13 protein-coding genes are annotated in these 16,494 nt (G+C 71.5%); 7 read left to right on the top strand and 6 right to left on the bottom strand.

The window, feature by feature from the left end; translation table 11 throughout:
- Positions 1-88: 88 nt before the first annotated feature.
- From E4K62_RS01320 to E4K62_RS01345, 6 genes are all read right to left on the bottom strand, one after another.
- Entirely contained in the window at positions 89-1,114 is a 1,026-nt protein-coding gene (locus E4K62_RS01320) for a LacI family DNA-binding transcriptional regulator (protein ID WP_135062839.1), read from the bottom strand.
- Positions 1,111-2,958 (bottom strand): MBL fold metallo-hydrolase, encoded by a 1,848-nt coding sequence (locus E4K62_RS01325; protein WP_135062841.1) that lies wholly within the window; start codon positions 2,956-2,958, stop codon positions 1,111-1,113. Before E4K62_RS01325 ends, E4K62_RS01320 begins: the two co-directional genes overlap by 4 nt.
- Positions 2,955-4,730 carry an alpha-amylase family protein gene (locus E4K62_RS01330; protein WP_135062843.1) on the bottom strand — a complete coding sequence of 592 codons (1,776 nt, stop codon included), beginning with the start codon at positions 4,728-4,730 and terminating at the stop codon, positions 2,955-2,957. Before E4K62_RS01330 ends, E4K62_RS01325 begins: the two co-directional genes overlap by 4 nt.
- 68 nt (positions 4,731-4,798) lie before the next feature.
- Positions 4,799-5,473 (bottom strand): aspartate/glutamate racemase family protein, encoded by a 675-nt coding sequence (locus E4K62_RS01335; protein WP_135062845.1) that lies wholly within the window; start codon positions 5,471-5,473, stop codon positions 4,799-4,801.
- Positions 5,470-6,336 (bottom strand): hypothetical protein, encoded by an 867-nt coding sequence (locus tag E4K62_RS01340; protein ID WP_135062847.1) that lies wholly within the window; start codon positions 6,334-6,336, stop codon positions 5,470-5,472. Before E4K62_RS01340 ends, E4K62_RS01335 begins: the two co-directional genes overlap by 4 nt.
- Positions 6,333-7,739, bottom strand: coding sequence for an FGGY family carbohydrate kinase (locus tag E4K62_RS01345; RefSeq protein WP_167747691.1), 1,407 nt, complete (start codon positions 7,737-7,739; stop codon positions 6,333-6,335). The genes E4K62_RS01340 and E4K62_RS01345 overlap by 4 nt, the downstream gene beginning before the upstream one ends.
- Before the next feature lie 73 nt (positions 7,740-7,812).
- On the opposite strand from E4K62_RS01345, the gene E4K62_RS01350 reads away from it, so the two are divergent.
- The 7 genes from E4K62_RS01350 (at position 7,813) to E4K62_RS01380 (ending at position 16,479) form a co-directional block, all read left to right on the top strand.
- Positions 7,813-8,562: a DeoR/GlpR family DNA-binding transcription regulator gene (locus tag E4K62_RS01350; RefSeq protein ID WP_135062851.1), complete on the top strand. Its 750-nt coding sequence runs from the start codon at positions 7,813-7,815 to the stop codon at positions 8,560-8,562.
- Positions 8,559-9,806 (top strand): 3-oxo-tetronate kinase, encoded by a 1,248-nt coding sequence (gene otnK, locus E4K62_RS01355; RefSeq protein WP_135062853.1) that lies wholly within the window; start codon positions 8,559-8,561, stop codon positions 9,804-9,806. The genes E4K62_RS01350 and otnK overlap by 4 nt, the downstream gene beginning before the upstream one ends.
- A 180-nt stretch (positions 9,807-9,986) precedes the next feature.
- Positions 9,987-10,976, top strand: coding sequence for a carbohydrate ABC transporter permease (locus E4K62_RS01360; RefSeq protein WP_135062855.1), 990 nt, complete (start codon positions 9,987-9,989; stop codon positions 10,974-10,976).
- Positions 10,976-11,923, top strand: a complete 948-nt coding sequence (locus E4K62_RS01365; protein ID WP_135062856.1) for a carbohydrate ABC transporter permease — start codon at positions 10,976-10,978, stop codon at positions 11,921-11,923. Before E4K62_RS01360 ends, E4K62_RS01365 begins: the two co-directional genes overlap by 1 nt.
- A 110-nt stretch (positions 11,924-12,033) precedes the next feature.
- A complete protein-coding gene (locus E4K62_RS01370) occupies positions 12,034-13,398 on the top strand; it encodes an extracellular solute-binding protein (protein WP_135062858.1) in 1,365 nt (454 codons plus the stop codon).
- Between the two features lie 91 nt (positions 13,399-13,489).
- On the top strand, positions 13,490-15,967 hold the full coding sequence (locus E4K62_RS01375; RefSeq protein WP_135062860.1) for a glycoside hydrolase family 38 N-terminal domain-containing protein: 2,478 nt from the start codon (positions 13,490-13,492) through the stop codon (positions 15,965-15,967).
- 47 nt (positions 15,968-16,014) lie between these two features.
- Complete coding sequence (locus E4K62_RS01380) at positions 16,015-16,479, top strand: SRPBCC domain-containing protein (RefSeq protein ID WP_135062862.1); 465 nt, start codon at positions 16,015-16,017, stop codon at positions 16,477-16,479.
- Positions 16,480-16,494: the final 15 nt, after the last annotated feature.

The following is a 16,494-nucleotide window of genomic DNA, read 5'->3' on the forward strand; positions in this document are numbered from 1 at the left end:
GAAGGTCGGAGGATGCGGCGCGCATCGCCCGACGTGGGTGCGATCCTCCGACCTACGTGCGGGCGGGCGGGGGTAGGTGCGGGCGGGGTCAGGCGGGGGGAGGGGCGATGGAGCCCCGGTCGATGAACGTCGTGGGCATCACGATGGTCCGCACCGGCGCGGCCGGCGACTCGATGCGCTCGAGCAGGGCCCGCATGGCGGCGGATCCGAGCGATCCGACGTCCTGCACGCTGGTGGAGACACCCGGCTCGACGATCGTCATCCACGGGGCGTCGTCGAAGCCGACGATGCTCAGCTGGTCGGGCACCGGCAGCTCCAGGGCGGCGGCGGCGCGCCACACGCCTTCGGTGAGCACGTTGTTCGCGGCGAAGACGGCGGTGGGGCGGTCTGCGCGCGAGAGCAGCTCGCGCGCCGTCTCGGTCGCCGCGGCGGTGTCCCACCCGGCGGGGACCACGAGCGACTCGTCGACCGGGATGCCGTGGGCCGTGAGGGCGTCGCGGTACCCGCGCAGGCGCTCCTCACCCGTCGTCCACTCCGTCTCGTCGATCAGCAGCGCGATGCGGCGATGGCCGGCGTCGATCAGCCGGGAGGTCGACTCGCGCGCGGCAGCACGGTTGTCGACCACGACGGCGTCGGTGGCTTCGCTGTCGAACCGGCGGTCGACCTCGATCAGTGGAACGCCCACCCGGCTCAGGAAGGCGCTCAGCTCGGCGGAGACGGGCGTCGCGATGACGCCGGATACGCGAGAGGCGACGAGCGCCTCGGCGGCGGCGAGTTCGTCCTCGGCCTCCCGGTGGAGGTCGACCAGCACGAGCGTGCGACCGTGGATGCGGGCCTCACGGCCGATGCCCGAGGCCAGCTCGGCGTAGAAGACGTTCCGCAGGTCGGACACCAGCACGCCCACGGCCCGGCTCGTCCCCTGCTTGAGCCCGCGGGCGGTCGCATCCACGACGTAGCCGAGCGTCTTCGCGGCGGCGCGGACGCGTTCGCGCACGTCGCGCGCGACGTAGCCGTTGCCCGACATGGCCCGCGAGGCGGTCGACCTGGACACCCCGGCCGCTTCGGCGACCTCGCGGATGGTCGGGCGGGTGACGCTCTCCCGCGCCGTGGTCATGAGCGCGCGTCCGCGACGTCCACGACGGCCTCCGCGTGCTGGCCGAGCAGGAGGTCGGCGATGGCGACGTCGATGGCGATGCGCTGCCTGCGCCCCACGGAGGACGGCACCACGGTCAGCTGCACGGTGGACTCCTCGTTCGGTGCGAGATCGACCCTCAGCTCGGACTCGGACGAACGCCAGCCTATCGGGAGCACGGGTGTCACCCGTGCGACCGCCCGCTCGTGCAGGGGGTTGCGCACCCGAACGGTGTAGTGGATCGGCTCGCCGACCTCGGCGCGCGCGCGGTAGGGCTGGAGCCGGGCGGCCTGCCCATCGGGTCCGATGGAGAGCTCGTCCAGCGGCAGGAGACTCCGGTGGAGGTCGTCGACGAGCCGGCCCGATTCGGCGAGGTACTCCAGGTAGGCCTCATCCGTCCACCGCGGCTCCCAGTGCCCCGACGCCATCAGCCCGGGCGCGATGGAGCGGTACAGCTCCGCGCTGCGCGAGTAGTCGCCGAGCCGGAAGAGATTGCGGTACTGGTAGCTCATGAGGTCTCGGCGACCGTCGCGTCCGCCCAGGCCTTCCTGCTGATCGCCGGTGAAGACCACCCTGACGCCGTCGACCTCGACGGCGTAGGCCACGGCGTAGAGGGTATGACCGGGTTGTTCGTGCGCGGTGAAGGTGTACTCGTTCCATACGAACGGCTCACCCAGCGGCAGCACGCGGTCGGCGACGATGGGGTCGTACCACTGGCACGGCAGATCCTCCTGCCACGGATCGGCCATCGTGGGCGCGACGTTCTCCGGGATCCACAGTGCCGTGCCCTCCACGTCGCGCAGGAGCGGCATGCCGGCGATGTGGTCGTCGTGGTAGTGGGTCGGCAGCGCGACGGTGATGCGCGTCACGCCGTAAAGCTCGCGCAGAGCCGGGAGGGACGCCAGCCAGGGCCGGCGGGCGGCGCGGTCCTGGCCGGCAGCGATCCCCGTCGACATGTCGTATCCGTAGTCGACGATGAGCGCCTCGCGTGTCGCCGAGAGTATGACGTACGAGCACGAGTTGGACGTGCGATTGAGCAGCAGGTGCGGGGTGAGGGCGATGTACGGATCTTCCAGTCGCGCTCTGAGGTCGGTCGGATACGAGCGCCGGGAGTTGACGTACTCCTGCATCGCCTGCGCCAGCAGCTCCAGCGCGCGGTCGGGATCGCGCATCACCTCGCCATGCGAGGGGGCGATGGCCGACAGGTGATAGCGGTGCAGCAGAAGCGCGCTGAGCACCGTCATCGCCGGGCCCTCGTTCTGCGTGTAGGACCACTGGGTCGCCGCGAGGGACCACACCTTCCCCGGCGCGTAGAGCAGATCGCCCGTGAAGGCCAGTCGCTCGCCGTCGCGATCGAGCAGGTACGTCACCGAACCCGTGGTGTGCCCGGGGGTGGGCAGGACGAACAGGCGCATCCCGGCGAGCTCGAGGGTGCGGTACTCGGGCACGCTCGCATGCACCGGCACCGACGCCAGGAGCGAGAAGCGGTCCTGGCGGAGGTTGTAGTCGTTGTCGAGAGGGCGCCCCTCCCACATCTCCTCGACGCGGTCGAACAGGTCGCGCTCGACGGGGGGCACGTGGATGCGGGCGCCGTGGCGCACCGCGAGCGGCAGGCCCTGACCCTGGTCGCGGTGGTGGTGCGTCATCAGGACGTCGGTGACGCGGCGGATGCCCAGCTCAGCGAGGTGGTCGAGCACCCGGCCCGATCCGAAGTCGATGGTGACGCCGTCGCGCTCGCCGTCGGGCGCGTCGGGGTCGGCGAGCAGATAGACGTTGCATGTGTCGCCGATGTGCCAGACCCCGCGCGCGATCGGGGTGACCGTCATGTCAGGGTCCCTCGATGCTCGTCCCACGCGCGCCCGATGACGGCGAGATGGTCGGCTTCGATCGGCTGCGCACGTACCCGGTCGATGTAGTAGAGCGCGGGAACGCCCAGCCCCGGCTGTGCTCGTGCGTAGTCGAGCCATTCGTCGCGGCTGGGCATCGGCCACTGATCGGTGTCGATCGGATGGTGCGGAAGCACCGCCTGCACCACCTGGTGGCGGGCGCGCAGCTGGGCGGCGACGGAGACGCGCTGACCCGTGAGATCGCGTTTGAGCACATCGTTCGTGCGGATCATGTCGGTCACGTCGCCGAAGCCCGGGTGGACGGTGTGGGTGATGACGAGGGCGTCGGGTTTGATCCGCTTGACCGCGTCGTGAAGGCGCTCGACGAGCCGGTGCAGCGCCGCGATGCCCCACACCCCGTCACCGTCGGGCGACGAGCGGAGGGTCGCGCCGCTGGGGGCGCGCTGGGTGAAGTCCACCTTGAAGCCGTCGGCATCCAGTTCGCCTGCGGACACGAGCCGCTCAACGATCGCGTCCAGGCGCGAGAGGTAGGCGGGATTGCCGGGGTCGGCGGCGATGGGCCGGCCCGACGCATCCGTGATGCACTCTTCGACCGGAAGTCCGCCCGGATCCCACGCCTTCCACCACAGCAGGACGCGTCGGCCCTCCGCGTGCCGGCGCGCGATCCAGCCCCGGAGGTCGGGCCAGGCCTCCGTGTCGGGCTCGGCCGTGCCGTACTCGGCCTGCCACCGGTCGTCGATGACGACGGTGCCGGGGTCGAGCCGCGCCGCGGCCAGGAGGTCGAGGAACTCGTCGTAGACGTCCTGTCGGCACAAGCTCGATGCCGCCCTGCCCGCGCGTGCGTACTGGGCGCCCCAGCCGCAGAACAGCGGCTCGAGCCACCAGCGGTGCAGCTCGGGCGCCGCATCGGGTGCCGTGCGGGTGCGGACGGCGTCGTTGCGGTATGCGCGCAGGGCGGTCAGCGGCGACTCGACGGGGCGGAGGACCACGGTGGGCGAGCGCCAGGAGCCGTCGACGTGCGTGTGGCCTTCGTAGGCCAGGCGCAGCAGCCCCGCCCCGTCGAGCGGATCGAAGCGCATCGCCGTGAAGCCGAGCTCGGAGACGGGCGCCCGCAGCCACGCCGCCAGCCACCCGCCGGCGGCCGGCGAGAACGGGTCGGCGGTCGCCGCGCGCCCGAACGCCAGCGCCAGCGGCGGGGGTGAGAAGATGCCGTGCAGGCGCCCCGGGGTGGCGTCGCCGACCACGCCGAGGGATGCTCCCGCCCACGCCGGACGCACGAAGGCGACCGGCTCGGTCGGGGCGGGGACGTACATCGACTGCGCGTGGATGCCGGAGCGGAAGGTCCCGGAGGCGCCGCTGGGCAGGGCGCCGTCGCCGCCGAGCATCGTGACGTCGGTCAGGGAACCGGTGCCCGTGCATTCGAGTGTGATCTCCAGCTGCGCCGCCGTGCAGCGGAGCACGAGGACGCGCTCGGTCCACGCGGGGGACTCGGTGCGGATCCGCAGCACGACGGCGTCGTCCTCGACGGATACCTCCGGCTCGTGGACGCGTGTGGCCTCGTCGCGGGCCTGCGCGGTGTGGATGCTGGAGAGCACGCACAGCCGCATCCACCGGGCCCCGTCCGCGTCGCGCAGCGCGAGGTGCGGAGCGTGCGTGAGCCCACGCGCCCCGGTGCGCCAGGAGAGGGTGAAGGTGTCGGCAGTGACGGTCGCGCGGTGGGCGCCTTCTACCAGCGCAGGGCCGGAGGTCATGCCCGACATCCTATGTGACAACGTTCCCAGATGGGAGATGAAGACGCGTCTGCGGACGCCGATTCACCTCAGTGAGCGTGCCCGTCCGGCGGCGACGCGTCGGGCACCGAAGCCGCGAAGGCCGCGGCCCCCGACTCCGGAGACGTGAGCACGCGCGGGTCCTCTCCCGCGCCGGTGGCCATCGAGGCCTGGGCGAGCACGATGACATCGGCATCGCCGGCGGTGACGGCATCCGCGATGAGGCGGTCGTGCCGCTCCTGGTCGCCTGCGCTGCGCGCGTCGGCGGCGCCGGCGACGACCTCGGCGGCGATGTCGAAGGATCCGCGGCCCGCCGCAGCCGCCTCGACGAGCCGCCGCGTGGGTCCGAGGGTCGCCGACAGCGTCGCGAGCACGAGGATGGCGCGACCGCCGGCGGCCGCGCGGGTCACCGCCTCCGCGGCCATCGCCGCATCCACGCGCACGACGGGAAGCCCCACCGTCGCAGCGGCGGCCGCGGCGGCCTCCCCGATGGAGGAGCACGTCACGAGCACCGAGGATGCGCCGGCGTCGCGCAGGCCGGCGAGGTGCCCCCGCAGATCGCGGGTCACGTCGTCGGTGACGCCGCCGGCCGCGACGGCGCGCGCGAGGAGCGACGGATCTGCGACATGGACGATGTCGAGGTCGCCGCGGCGGGCCGTGAGCAGCCCGTGGAACACCGGGACGAGAGCCGGAACGGTGTGCAGGACCCCCACTCGCGCGGTCATGCGTCGCTCCACGGCCGGGCCGCCTCGTCGACGACGTCCGCCAGTCTCCGCAGGCGGTCGAGCGACCGCGTGCGGAGCTCGGTCCGCACGTCGTCGCTGCCGACCACGTCGCTCCACAGCGCTCGGCCGGCGAGGAATCCGCTGGCGCCCTCGAGGCACGCGGCCCGCACCGCGTCGGCGAAGCGATCGCGTTCCACCCCCTGCGACAGGACCACCCATGGTCCCCTCATGCAGGCGTGGAGTGCCGCGCTCGCCGTGCGCTGCGAAACCTCGTCGCCTGCTCCGGCGAGCGGGACCTGGGCCTTGTACAGGTCCGGATGCACCGCGGACAGCTCGCGCGCGGCCTCCCGGATCGCCGCATCCGGGTCGAACCCCTCCTCGCCCGGCGCGGCGCGCACGACCGGCTCGAGCACCGAGAGCACCCCGTGCTCGCGCGCCACCTCGACGAAGCGCTCCGCGAGCGCGACACGGGCCTCACGGCGATCGTCGCGGCGCCAGATGACGAGGAGCTTGAGTGCCGAGACGCCGCCGGGGATGGTCGCCACCGCTCCCTCGTCCAGCGCCGTGTCCTCCACCGGTCCGCCGTCGGCCTGATCGAGGGCATCGACGGCGAGGATCAGACCCGTCGCCGGGGGAAGGGCGGCGCGGACCGCGTCGAAGCCGTACTGCGCGTCGGCGAGGAACCCCGAGGCGTACGGCCCGAGGGTTTCGGCGACGGCGACCTTGAAGTCGATCAGCACGTCGTCGCCGGGCCGGCCGCGCCCCGCGGTGTCGAACATGTGGCGCAGGCTCTCGCGCTGGTCCATGGCCACCATCGCGAAGGCCCCCGAGGGCTGGGCGATCGCGTCGAGCGTGACGGTCATGATTCTCCTTCGGAGGCGACGGCGGCGAGGAACCGTCGGTAGGCGTCGGTCAGCCCGGGCGCGCGGGCGGCGGCGACGGGGCGGCGGGGAAGGGCGAGGGAATCGGATGCCGCGCCCGCGCGCACGGCGGACAGCAGCGCCGCAGCGGCGGCGACGGGTTCGTGGAGCGCGCTGCGGTGAGTGGTTACACCCGTCGCTGCGACGAGCGGCGCCCACGCCGGTACGCGGTCGGCGAGCGAGCCGAGCACGGTGACGTCGGTCGAGGTGTCTCCGGCGAGCTCGTCCGCGGTCTCGCGCATCCACCGGGCGTGGGCGACGAGGGACTGCAGCAGCGCCCTGGCGCGATCGGTGGGGCCGGTGCCGGGCTCGAGCACCCGCACGCGCGCGCCGGGGTCGGGGCGCGGGCACTGCCTCCCGGCCGGGTAGGGGAGGACGGTGGTCTGCGTGGTCCGCCACTCGTCGGGGCTCAGGTGACCGAGTGTTGCGAGCGTATCGTCGCCGGGGTGCTCCGTCTCCCACCACTGCAGCATCGCTCCGCACGCGGGGCTGCCTCCGAGGATCGTGGTGCCGCCGCCGTCGACGGTGCGCCCCATCGCGAAGCCCGCGGCCACGACGCGTGCGGGCGACGCGACCGCCGTCACCCGCACGATCGCCTCGGCGGTGCCGAGGGAGTCGGCGACTTCGTCGGGCCGGCGCACGCCCGCGCCCCACGCCCCCACGACGTGGTCGTGACCGGCGACGTACACGGGGATCCCCGGTCCCAGACCGAACCGGCGCGCGTGCGGCGACGTCGTCGCGACCGCGTCGCCGGGAGGGCGGATCTCGGGCAGCGTCTGCTCCTCGATGCCGAGCCAGGCCAGGACCGCGGCATCCCACGCCTCGCCGATCGCGCCCGCCATCATCGTGCGGGTGGCGAGGGTGTGGTCGGTCGCGCGGACGCCGGTGAGCGCGTGGGCGACCAGGTCGGCGACGCCGCCCCAGTATCGCGTGGCCGCGAACACCGCGGGGCTGTCCTGGCGGAGCGCCGTGAGGGCGACGACGGCGGGCTTGCCGGTGGCCGGCACGCCGGTGGTCGCGGCCAGGTCGGGATGCTCCGCCCACACGCTCTCCGAATGCCGTGGCTGCACCGGACGATCCCAGCGCAGCAGCGGCGTGAGGGCGTGGCCGTGCGCATCCAGCGGGGCACCGCTCTCCGCCATCGAGGCGATCCCGACGGCGGAGACGGGGGTGCGCGCGGAATTGACGCACTGCCGCGTGACGGCGGCGAGGGTGTCGAGGAGCCCCTCCACGGTCGCCGGTGTCGCTGCGCGGGCGACGCGGCGCACGGCGACCGCATCGGTCAGCTCGACCAGCGATGCCTTCACGGTCGAGCTGCCCACGTCCAATCCGACCGCGAGTGTCACCGCGCCAGTGTGTGACGAATCGGACAGATTTGGCAAGCATGTCCGATAATCGACATCGACGAGAGGAGCGGGGATGCGGTACACCGAGGCGCCCGCGCGCCGCGCGCAGCTGCAGCGCGAAGTCGCCGCCGACGGCTATCTCTCCTCGGCCGACGCGGCCGAGCGGCTCGGGGTCTCGGAGATGACCGTGCGACGCGACTTCCGGATTCTGGAGGAGCAGGGGGTCGTGAGCCGGGTGGCGGGAGGCGCCAAGCTGCCTGCCGGTCTGCCTTTCGAGCGGCGCGGCGCGGTCGGCACCGCCGAGAAGCGCGCCATCGCCGAACTCGCCGCGCGCGAGGTCGCCGGCGCCGCCACGGTCGCCATCGACGCCGGGACCACGACGCAGGCCGTCGCCCCGCTGCTGCGCGATCGGACCATCGTCACGCATTCACTCCCGGTGATCGAGGCGCTGACGCGCATCGGATCGCCGGGCCTCGTCGTCGCCGGCGGGCACTACCAGCCCGACACGCGATCGTTCGCGGGACCCCTCGCCGAGGAGACGCTGCGCAGCATCCGCTGCGACGTCGCCCTCCTGTCGGCCACGGCACTCGACGCCGAAGGCCTGTGGGGCACGAACGTGCTGGACGCCGCCATCAAGCGCGTGCTCGCCGCGCAGTCCAGCCGCGTCATCCTCCTCGCCGACGCGGACAAGCTCGACCGCGCTTCTCCGGTGCGGATCGCGCGACTGCATCTCATCGACGTCCTGATCACCGACCGGCGCGCCGACGCCGGTTTCCTGGCCGGTCTGGAAGCAGCGGGCATCGACGTGAAGCTGGCCGGATGAGCCTGCAGCTGGGGGTCGTCGCGGACGACCTCACCGGCGCGTGCGATGTCGCCGCCGGCGTGCATGCCCTGGGCGTCGACGCGGAGGTGCGTCTGGGCGTGCCCGATTCCGGTGCCGCGCCCGAGGCCCGGGTGGTGATCGTGGCGCTGAAGTCGCGCACCGCGCCGGCCGCCGAAGCGGTGCGCGACAGCGTCGCATCGGCCCGGGTGCTGCGTTCATGGGGTGCCCGCCGGCTCTATCTGAAGTACTGCTCGACCTTCGATTCCACCGACGAGGGCAACATCGGCCCCGTCGCGGACGCGCTCCTGGACCTCGCCGGGGAGGACGCGGCCGCGGTGGGCACGCCCGCGACCCCCGCCGCGGCGCGCACGATGCATCGCGGTCATCTGTTCGTCGGCGATCGGCTGCTGTCGGAATCGTCCCTGGCGCACCATCCGCTCACGCCGATGCGCGACGCCGACCTCATCCGCGTCCTCGCGCGTCAGACGCCCCGCCCGGTCGCCGGGATCCCTCTCGAGATCCTGCACGCCGGGCCCGCCGCCGTCGCCGGACGCATCGCCGAACTGCGGGCGCAAGGCGTCCGCCACGTCCTGCTCGACGCGGTCGAGGACGGCGATCTGGATGCTGCGGCAGCGGCCGCCGCCGGTGCGCCGGATCTCATCCTCACGGGTGCGGCGGGGTTCGCCGCCGCCCTCGCGCGCTCCCTCGGCGGGGCCGCGGCCCCCTCCGTGGAGCCGCCGCCGGACGGTGCGCGGCTGATCCTGTCCGGAAGCGGCTCCGAGCGCACACGGGCGCAGGTGTCGGCGTACCGCGGGCCGTCGCATCCGATCGACGTCTCTGCACTCGTGGCGGAGCCGACCGCCGTGGTCGCCGAGGTGATGCGATTCGTCGGCCGCGCCGCCGGTACGCCGCTCGTGACCGCGACGGCCGAACCCGAAGAGGTCGCACGGCTGCAGGCACGGTGGGGTCGAGACCGGACCGCGGCGCTCGTGGAGGACGCCCTCGCGCGCGTCGCCGTCGCCGCCGTGGAAGAGTGCGGCGTGCGGCGGGTCCTCGTGGCCGGCGGCGAGACCTCCGGCGCCGTCGCCGCCGCCCTGGGTGCGACCGTCCTGCGCGTGCGTCGTATCGCTGCGCCGGGGGTCGCGTGGACGACCGCGACGGACCCATCCGGCCGGGTGCTGGACCTGTGCTTCAAGTCGGGCAATTTCGGCGGCACCGACTTCTTCGACCGCGCCTGGGACTGATCCCACCCGGAGACCGGCGGGAGGTGGCACACGCGCCAGTGCTCTGGGAACCCCGTTGCGGTAGAAGCACCCGTGGACGTAAAGTCCAGCAAATGTCGTAGGTGGTAACGATGCCACATACGGACGCAAGCACCGGAGGTACATGATGCGCAGGTACGTCCTACGCCCGGCGGCTCGGCGATGAGCGCCGCCACCGGCTCCACGGAAGCGATCACGACTCGAGACGACGGCAGCCGCACGCCGCGGCGCGGACGCAAGCCCCGCCGGGTGAAGGAGCACTACAACAAGCGGGAGGCGCTCGCGGGCTACCTCTTCATCTCGCCGTGGATCATCGGCTTCCTGGTCTTCACCGCCGGCGCCATGGTCTACAGCCTCTACATCTCCTTCAGCGCGTACAACCTGGCCACCAACACCGCCCGGCCGATCGGATTCGACAACTATGCCCGCCTCTTCGAGGATCCGCGGGTGGGGGTCGCGCTGGCCAACACGCTGTTCTTCGCCGTGATGGCGGTGCCGCTGGAGATCGTCTTCGCTCTGGTTCTGGCGCTGCTGCTGAACCGCACCAACAAGGGCGCCGGTTTCTTCCGCACGGTGTACTACCTGCCGAAGATGACCCCCGCCGTCGCCACCGGCGCCATCTTCTTCCTCCTCCTCAACGGCAACACCGGCGCGATCAACCAGGGGCTGCGCGCGATCGGCATCGAAGGTCCGCAGTGGCTCGTGGATCCGGCGTGGGTCAAGCCGAGCATCGTGATCATGACCCTGTGGACCGTCAGCGGCACGATGGTCATCTTCCTGGCCGCACTGAAGAACGTGCCCGTGGAGCTGTACGAGGTGGCGTCGATCGACGGAGCGGGGCCCATCCGCAAGTTCTTCTCCATCACGCTGCCGATGATCTCCGGTGCGATGTTCTTCAACGTCATCGTCCTCTCGATCGCGGCGTTCCAGGTGTTCGACCAGGCCTACATCCTGTTCTGGCGAGATCAGAGCAACTCCTCACCGGAGGCGTCCCTCTTCTACGCGATCTATCTGTTCCAACAGGCGTTCCGTCAGTTCAACTTCGGCTTCGCCGCCGCGATGGCGTGGCTGCTGTTCGTCATCATCATGGTGATCACGGTCATCCAGGTGAAGTTCGGCAATCGCTTCGTCTACTACGAAGGAGACCGCTGATGTCGCTCACCCAGGAAACGCCCGGTGCCCCGGCCACCATGCCGGCGGCATCCATCGTCCCTCCAGCGACGTCGGCCGCCCGAGGCCGGAGAGGCCGCAGAGGCCCGAAGTCGCTCATCGGCAGGGTCGTCCTGTGGATCCTCCTGCTCGGCTTCTCCCTGCTGTTCATGTACCCGTTCGCGTGGCTGCTGGCGGCGAGCTTCAAGCCGCGCGGTGAGGTCTTCGACAACAGGCTGATCCCCAAGACCTTCATGCCCGAGAACTACGTGGAGGTCTGGAATCAGCTGCCGCTGCTGAGCTGGATGTTCAACAGCATCGCGATCGCGCTGCTGGCGGCGACGGCGGTCGCGGTGTCGAGTTCGATCGTCGCGTTCGGGTTCGCCTACTTCCGCTTCCCCGGCCGCGGCCTCCTGTTCGGCCTCGTGCTGGCGACGATGATGCTGCCCGGTGCCGTGACCATGATCCCGATCTACCTCATCTGGAAGGAGACCGGGCTGCTGGGGACGTGGGTGCCGCTATGGGGCATGAACCTCTTCGGCTCCGCCTTCTACATCTTCTTGCAACGGCAGTTCTTCCTCGGCCTGCCCAAGGAGCTGTTCGAGGCGGCGCGGCTGGATGGCGCGAGCTACTGGGGCCTGTTCTGGCGGATCGCGATGCCGCTGTCGGTCCCGTCGTTCATCATCGTCTTCCTGTTCGAGTTCCAGGCCAGCTGGAACAACCTCCAGGCGTCGCTGATCTACCTCAACGCCGGCACGGTGGACGAGTTCACCGCGCCCCTCGGGATCGCGTACGCGATGACCAAGTACAGCCCCACCGCCGGCGGCCAAGGCGACTACCAGTACGTCATGCTCGCCTCGCTCGTGGTGACCCTCCCGATGCTGATCCTCTTCGCGTTCGGCCAGCGCTACTTCATCGAGGGCGTCGCGACCCAGGGGCGCAAGGGGTGACGCCGCGCGGGCACACCCCGACCTCCAGCTCATCAACCAGTGAACACGCGGTACCACCACCGTCGCCCAACGGCGCGACGAGGTGGTGGCCCCGACCGAAAGGGAAAGAGATGCGCAAGCGCATTACAGGAATCGCCGCGGTGGTCGCGGCATCCGCTGTCGTCCTCACCGGCTGCGGCGGCGGAGGCGGCGGGGATGCGGCCGCCGACGTCGACTTCACCGCCGAGCCCACCGGCACGCTGTCGGCGTGGGGCTTCGAGAACGCCGACGACGTCGGCACCTCCCGCATGGACCATGCCGCGGAGGAGCTGAGCGAGGTCGAGGTGGACCTCGACGCCACCGCCTTCGACGCGCAGAAGTTCACCACCCGGCTCGCCAGCGGGGATGTCCCCGACGTCGTGCAGATGGACCGCCGCTACGTCACGACGTACGCCGCGCAGGACCTCGTGATGCCACTGGACGAGTGCTTCGAGGCCCACGACGTCTCGCCTGACGAGCAGTGGTACCCCTTCGTCGTGGACGACGTGACGTACGAGGACGCGGTCTGGGCTGTACCGCAGTTCTACCAGCCGCCGGCGATCATGGTGAACAAGACGGTGCTCAACGAGGCCGGCGTGAGCGTCGAGGAGATCGACACGTCGAACCCCGACGCGCTGATCGGGGCGATCGAGAAGATGTACCAGGCGTCCGGCGGCGTGCCGACCCGACTCGGCCTCGACCCCCAGACGACGGGTCAGTCGGGTCTGTGGATCCTCGGCATGGGCGGGCAGCTCATCGACGAGGAGGGCGCCCCGACGCTGGATGACCCCAGCAACGTCGCCGGCATCGAGCTGCTCCAGCAGATCGCCGACGCGCAGGGCGGGTACGCATCGGTCAAGAGCTTCACCGACTCGTTCGACACGTTCGGTGAGAACAACCAGTTCGTGGCCAACCAGGTCGGCGCGCAGGTGAACGCCCAGTGGTACCCGAACGTCCTGTCCACCTACGTCGACCAGATCGACGTCGAGGCGGTTCCGTTCCGCGACTCCGAGGGCGAGCCCTTCTCGGTCGCCTCCGGCACGGCGTTCGTGATCCCCGCCGGTGCGGAGAACCCCGCGGCAGCGTGCGCGTGGATGATCAATCTGACCTCGGACGACGCATGGATGGCGGCCGGTGAGGCGCGCGGCGCGACGCGTGCGGCGGACGGTGGCATCAACACCGGACTGTTCACCGGATCGCCCGCCGCCGACGAGGCGATCCGCGAGGAGTGGGTCGCGGAGAGCGGCAACGCCGGCTTCGACCAGGTGATCTCCACGTACTACGACGTCGTCGAGTACGGCGAGTCGTTCGGATCTTCCCCCGCCGGGCAGGAGATCCAGAACGAGTTGAACAACGCCATCACCGCCGCGCTCCTCGGTGACAAGACGATCGAAGAAGCCCTCGGCGACGCGCAGGAAGCCGCGATGCGGGCATACGACAACGTGACCGCGGGCTGACGCCCCACCGGTCGCTGGAGAAGGGGCGGGCCGACCTCGGTCGACCCGCCCCTTCCTGATCCGAACGCGCGCACTCCGGAACGAGGAACGCATGGCCATCCGGCAGATCCTGCTCGTCGGTCACACCCACCACGACGTGGGGTACACGAACAGCCCACGGCTGATCGATCGGATGCATGCGGAGATCGTCGGCCGGGTCATCGACCTCGCCGAGGAGCATGCCGGCGACGGCCCGGATGCCTTCCGGTGGACCTTCGAGGTTGCGCGGCCCGTGCTGGCGTTCCTGCGGCGCGGCACGCCGGAGCAGCGCGCGCAGCTGTCGGCGCTGGCCCAGGCCGGTGCGGTCTCGGTCACCGGCGGGTACCTCAACATGACGCAGCTGCCGAGCGCTTTCGAGTTCGACGCCGCGTACGAGCTGCTCGGGGAGATCCGGCAGGCCGGCATCCCGGTGCGCACCGAGCAGCACGGAGACGTCAACGGCATCGCGTGGGGAACCGTCGATCAGATGCGCGACGCCGGCATCGAGCGGCTCGTGATGGCGCTCAATCCCGACCACGGTCGCGCGCCCTTCACCCAGCCGAGCGGCTTCTGGTGGGAGGGCCCGTCGGGCCGCCGGGTGTTCGTGTGGCTGTCGACGCACTACGGCTTCGGCGAGGAGTGGGGGATCGTGGACGGCGACACCGCACTCGCGCAACGTCGCATCCGCGCCTTCGTGGACGAGCTGGAAGCTCGGGCGGATTACCCGTGGACCACGGCCGTCGTGCACGCGGGCAACGACAACCGGTGGCCCACCGCCCTCTTCCTCGACGTCGTGCGAGCATGGAACGCCCACCACCCCGACCTGCCCATGCGCACCGCGACGATCGACGAGGCACTGGACGACCTCCACGCGCAAGCCGGCGGCCAGGACATCCCGACCGTGCGCGGCGAGTGGGCCGACTGGTGGTCGCACGGCCACGGGTCCACCGCACGAGAGGTGGCGGTGTACCGGGAGGCGCGAACGTTCGCGCGCGCCGCCCAGAGCACGTTGGCTCTCGCGGCGCTCGCCGAGCCCGGAGATGTGCCTCGGTTCGACGTGCTCGGGTATCGACGGGGCCCCGTGCGCCTGCGCTCCTCCGCCGAAGCGGCCGAGGCGATGCGGCACATCGAGGAGCAGCTGCTGCTGTACGGGGAGCACACGTGGGGCAGCTGGGAGACCTACTCCAAGCCGCATTCGACGTTCAGCCACTCGCATCACAACGCCAAGTCGGGCTTCGCCTATGACGCCTTCGACCATGCCCGCGACCTCGCGATCGAGGGGTGGTTCCGTTACGCCTACGCGAGGCCGGGCGCGGACTCGCCCGCGATCGCCGCGGATGCGACGGGGGAGGGGATGCTCGTCGTGGTCAACCCGACGGAGGCGCCGCGCCGAGAGCTGATCGACGTCGAGGTGGCGGGAGCACGCCGCGTCCGCGCCCTCGCGGAGGTGGGTCCGTTCGCGGTGGCGGTGATGCCCATCCCGGGGATGGGGGAGGACGAGGTCGTGACCGGGCCCGTGGAGGCAGGACGATACCGCGTCAGCGTGGACCCGGCCCGCGGCGGCATCGTCTCACTCGTGGACATGGCCACGGGCCGCGAGCTCGTCGCCGCCGCGGCCGCCACGCCGCTGGGCGCGCTCGTGGATGAACGGGTCGCCGCCGGATCGCGGCATCCGATGCTCACCGAATCGCCCAAGCACTTCCACCCCGACCACCCCGGGCCCGAGTTCAGCCGCGCCGTCGCCACGGGCGACGCGCCGCCGCGCGTGCGACGCGGGCCGGGCGTGACGCAGATCACGTGGGAGGGCTCGGCGCGGGGCATCCCGAGCGTCGTCACGACGCTCGCCATCGCCGACGACAGCCCCGACCTCGAGCTGGACGTCTGGCTGAGCAAACCCGAGCGCTTCGGACCCGAGAGCGTGTTCGTGGCGTTCCCCTTCCGAGCGGCGAACCCGGAGTTCCTCCTCGAGACGGCCGGGGCGGTCTTCACTGCTGACCGGGAGCAGCTGCCCGACACGAGCAAGGACTGGTACTCCATCCAGCACGCCGTCGGCGTCGCGGGGGAGGGCGGCGGCGTCCTGTGGGGGACGCGGGACGCCCCCCTCGTGCAGGTGGGCGACTTCCACACGGGGCGATGGGCGCGCCGCCTCGACGCCGTCGGCGGCCACGTGAACAGCTGGCTCATGAACAACCTGCACTTCACCAACTTCCAGGCCCGGCAGGAGATCACGCGGGTCTTCCGCTACCGGTTCCGGCCCGTGGACGCGGTGAGCGCGGGCGATGTCCGGAGGTACGGTCGCGACCTCCTGGAACCGCTGCACGCGCGCCACGCCCTCGCGCCCCCGCCGCCACGGGTCGTTCCGCCCGTGACCGTGGAGCCTGCCGAGCGCCTGCTCGCAGAGCTGCGGCCGACGGGCGAGGGGCACGTGCGCGTGCGGCTGCGCAACCTCACCGATGAGGCGGTGGCGGCCGTCGTGCGTGGCCGGGGCGTGGACGCGCCCGTCGACGTTCCTGCTGCCGGCGTCGCGGACGTCCTGCTCCCGTCCACCTGACGACCGGCTCAGACGATCCCTCGCCCCGGGAGGCGTATGGTGGCGCCATGCGAGCCGAGCGTGCGACCCGACACATCACCGCCGACCCGGAACGGGTCTTCCGTGCCTTCACCGATCCCGACCTCTTCGTGTCGTGGATTCCGCCCGAGGGGATGACCGGCGCGCTGGAGGAGTTCGACCCGGAACAGGGGTACCGCATGGTTCTCCGCTACGAGAATGCGCCCGAGGGAGGCGGCAAGGCCACGGCCGACACCGACGTCAGCGTCGCGCGTCGCGTGCTCGTCGATCCGCCCCGCACGGTCGTCGAAGAAGTCGATTTCCCCTCCGGCGACCCGGCCTTCGCCGGCACCATGCGGATGACGTGGACCTTGGAGCCGGAAGCGGCCGGGACGCTCGTCACGGTGGAGGCGACCAACGTACCCGCCGGCATCGACCAGGACGTGCACGTGGGAGCGATGATCTCCTCGCTCGCGCAGCTGGCCCGCGCCGTGGAGCACGGCACCGTAGGCTGACGCGTCGGTGCGGCC

This window comes from Microbacterium wangchenii (genome assembly GCF_004564355.1).
In the GTDB taxonomy this organism is placed as follows: domain Bacteria; phylum Actinomycetota; class Actinomycetes; order Actinomycetales; family Microbacteriaceae; genus Microbacterium; species Microbacterium wangchenii.

Bases quoted from the DNA above. Each gene is read 5' to 3' on its own strand.
- E4K62_RS01350 (WP_135062851.1), top strand. From the start codon at position 7,813: ATGCGGTACACCGAGGCGCCCGCGCGCCGCGCGCAGCTGCAGCGCGAA.
- E4K62_RS01340 (WP_135062847.1), bottom strand. From the start codon at position 6,336: ATGACCGTCACGCTCGACGCGATCGCCCAGCCCTCGGGGGCCTTCGCG.
- E4K62_RS01365 (WP_135062856.1), top strand. From the start codon at position 10,976: ATGTCGCTCACCCAGGAAACGCCCGGTGCCCCGGCCACCATGCCGGCG.
- E4K62_RS01325 (WP_135062841.1), bottom strand. From the start codon at position 2,958: ATGACGGTCACCCCGATCGCGCGCGGGGTCTGGCACATCGGCGACACA.
- E4K62_RS01330 (WP_135062843.1), bottom strand. From the start codon at position 4,730: ATGACCTCCGGCCCTGCGCTGGTAGAAGGCGCCCACCGCGCGACCGTC.
- E4K62_RS01380 (WP_135062862.1), top strand. From the start codon at position 16,015: ATGCGAGCCGAGCGTGCGACCCGACACATCACCGCCGACCCGGAACGG.
- E4K62_RS01320 (WP_135062839.1), bottom strand. From the start codon at position 1,114: ATGACCACGGCGCGGGAGAGCGTCACCCGCCCGACCATCCGCGAGGTC.
- E4K62_RS01370 (WP_135062858.1), top strand. From the start codon at position 12,034: ATGCGCAAGCGCATTACAGGAATCGCCGCGGTGGTCGCGGCATCCGCT.
- E4K62_RS01360 (WP_135062855.1), top strand. From the start codon at position 9,987: ATGAGCGCCGCCACCGGCTCCACGGAAGCGATCACGACTCGAGACGAC.
- otnK (WP_135062853.1), top strand. From the start codon at position 8,559: ATGAGCCTGCAGCTGGGGGTCGTCGCGGACGACCTCACCGGCGCGTGC.
- E4K62_RS01375 (WP_135062860.1), top strand. From the start codon at position 13,490: ATGGCCATCCGGCAGATCCTGCTCGTCGGTCACACCCACCACGACGTG.
- E4K62_RS01335 (WP_135062845.1), bottom strand. From the start codon at position 5,473: ATGACCGCGCGAGTGGGGGTCCTGCACACCGTTCCGGCTCTCGTCCCG.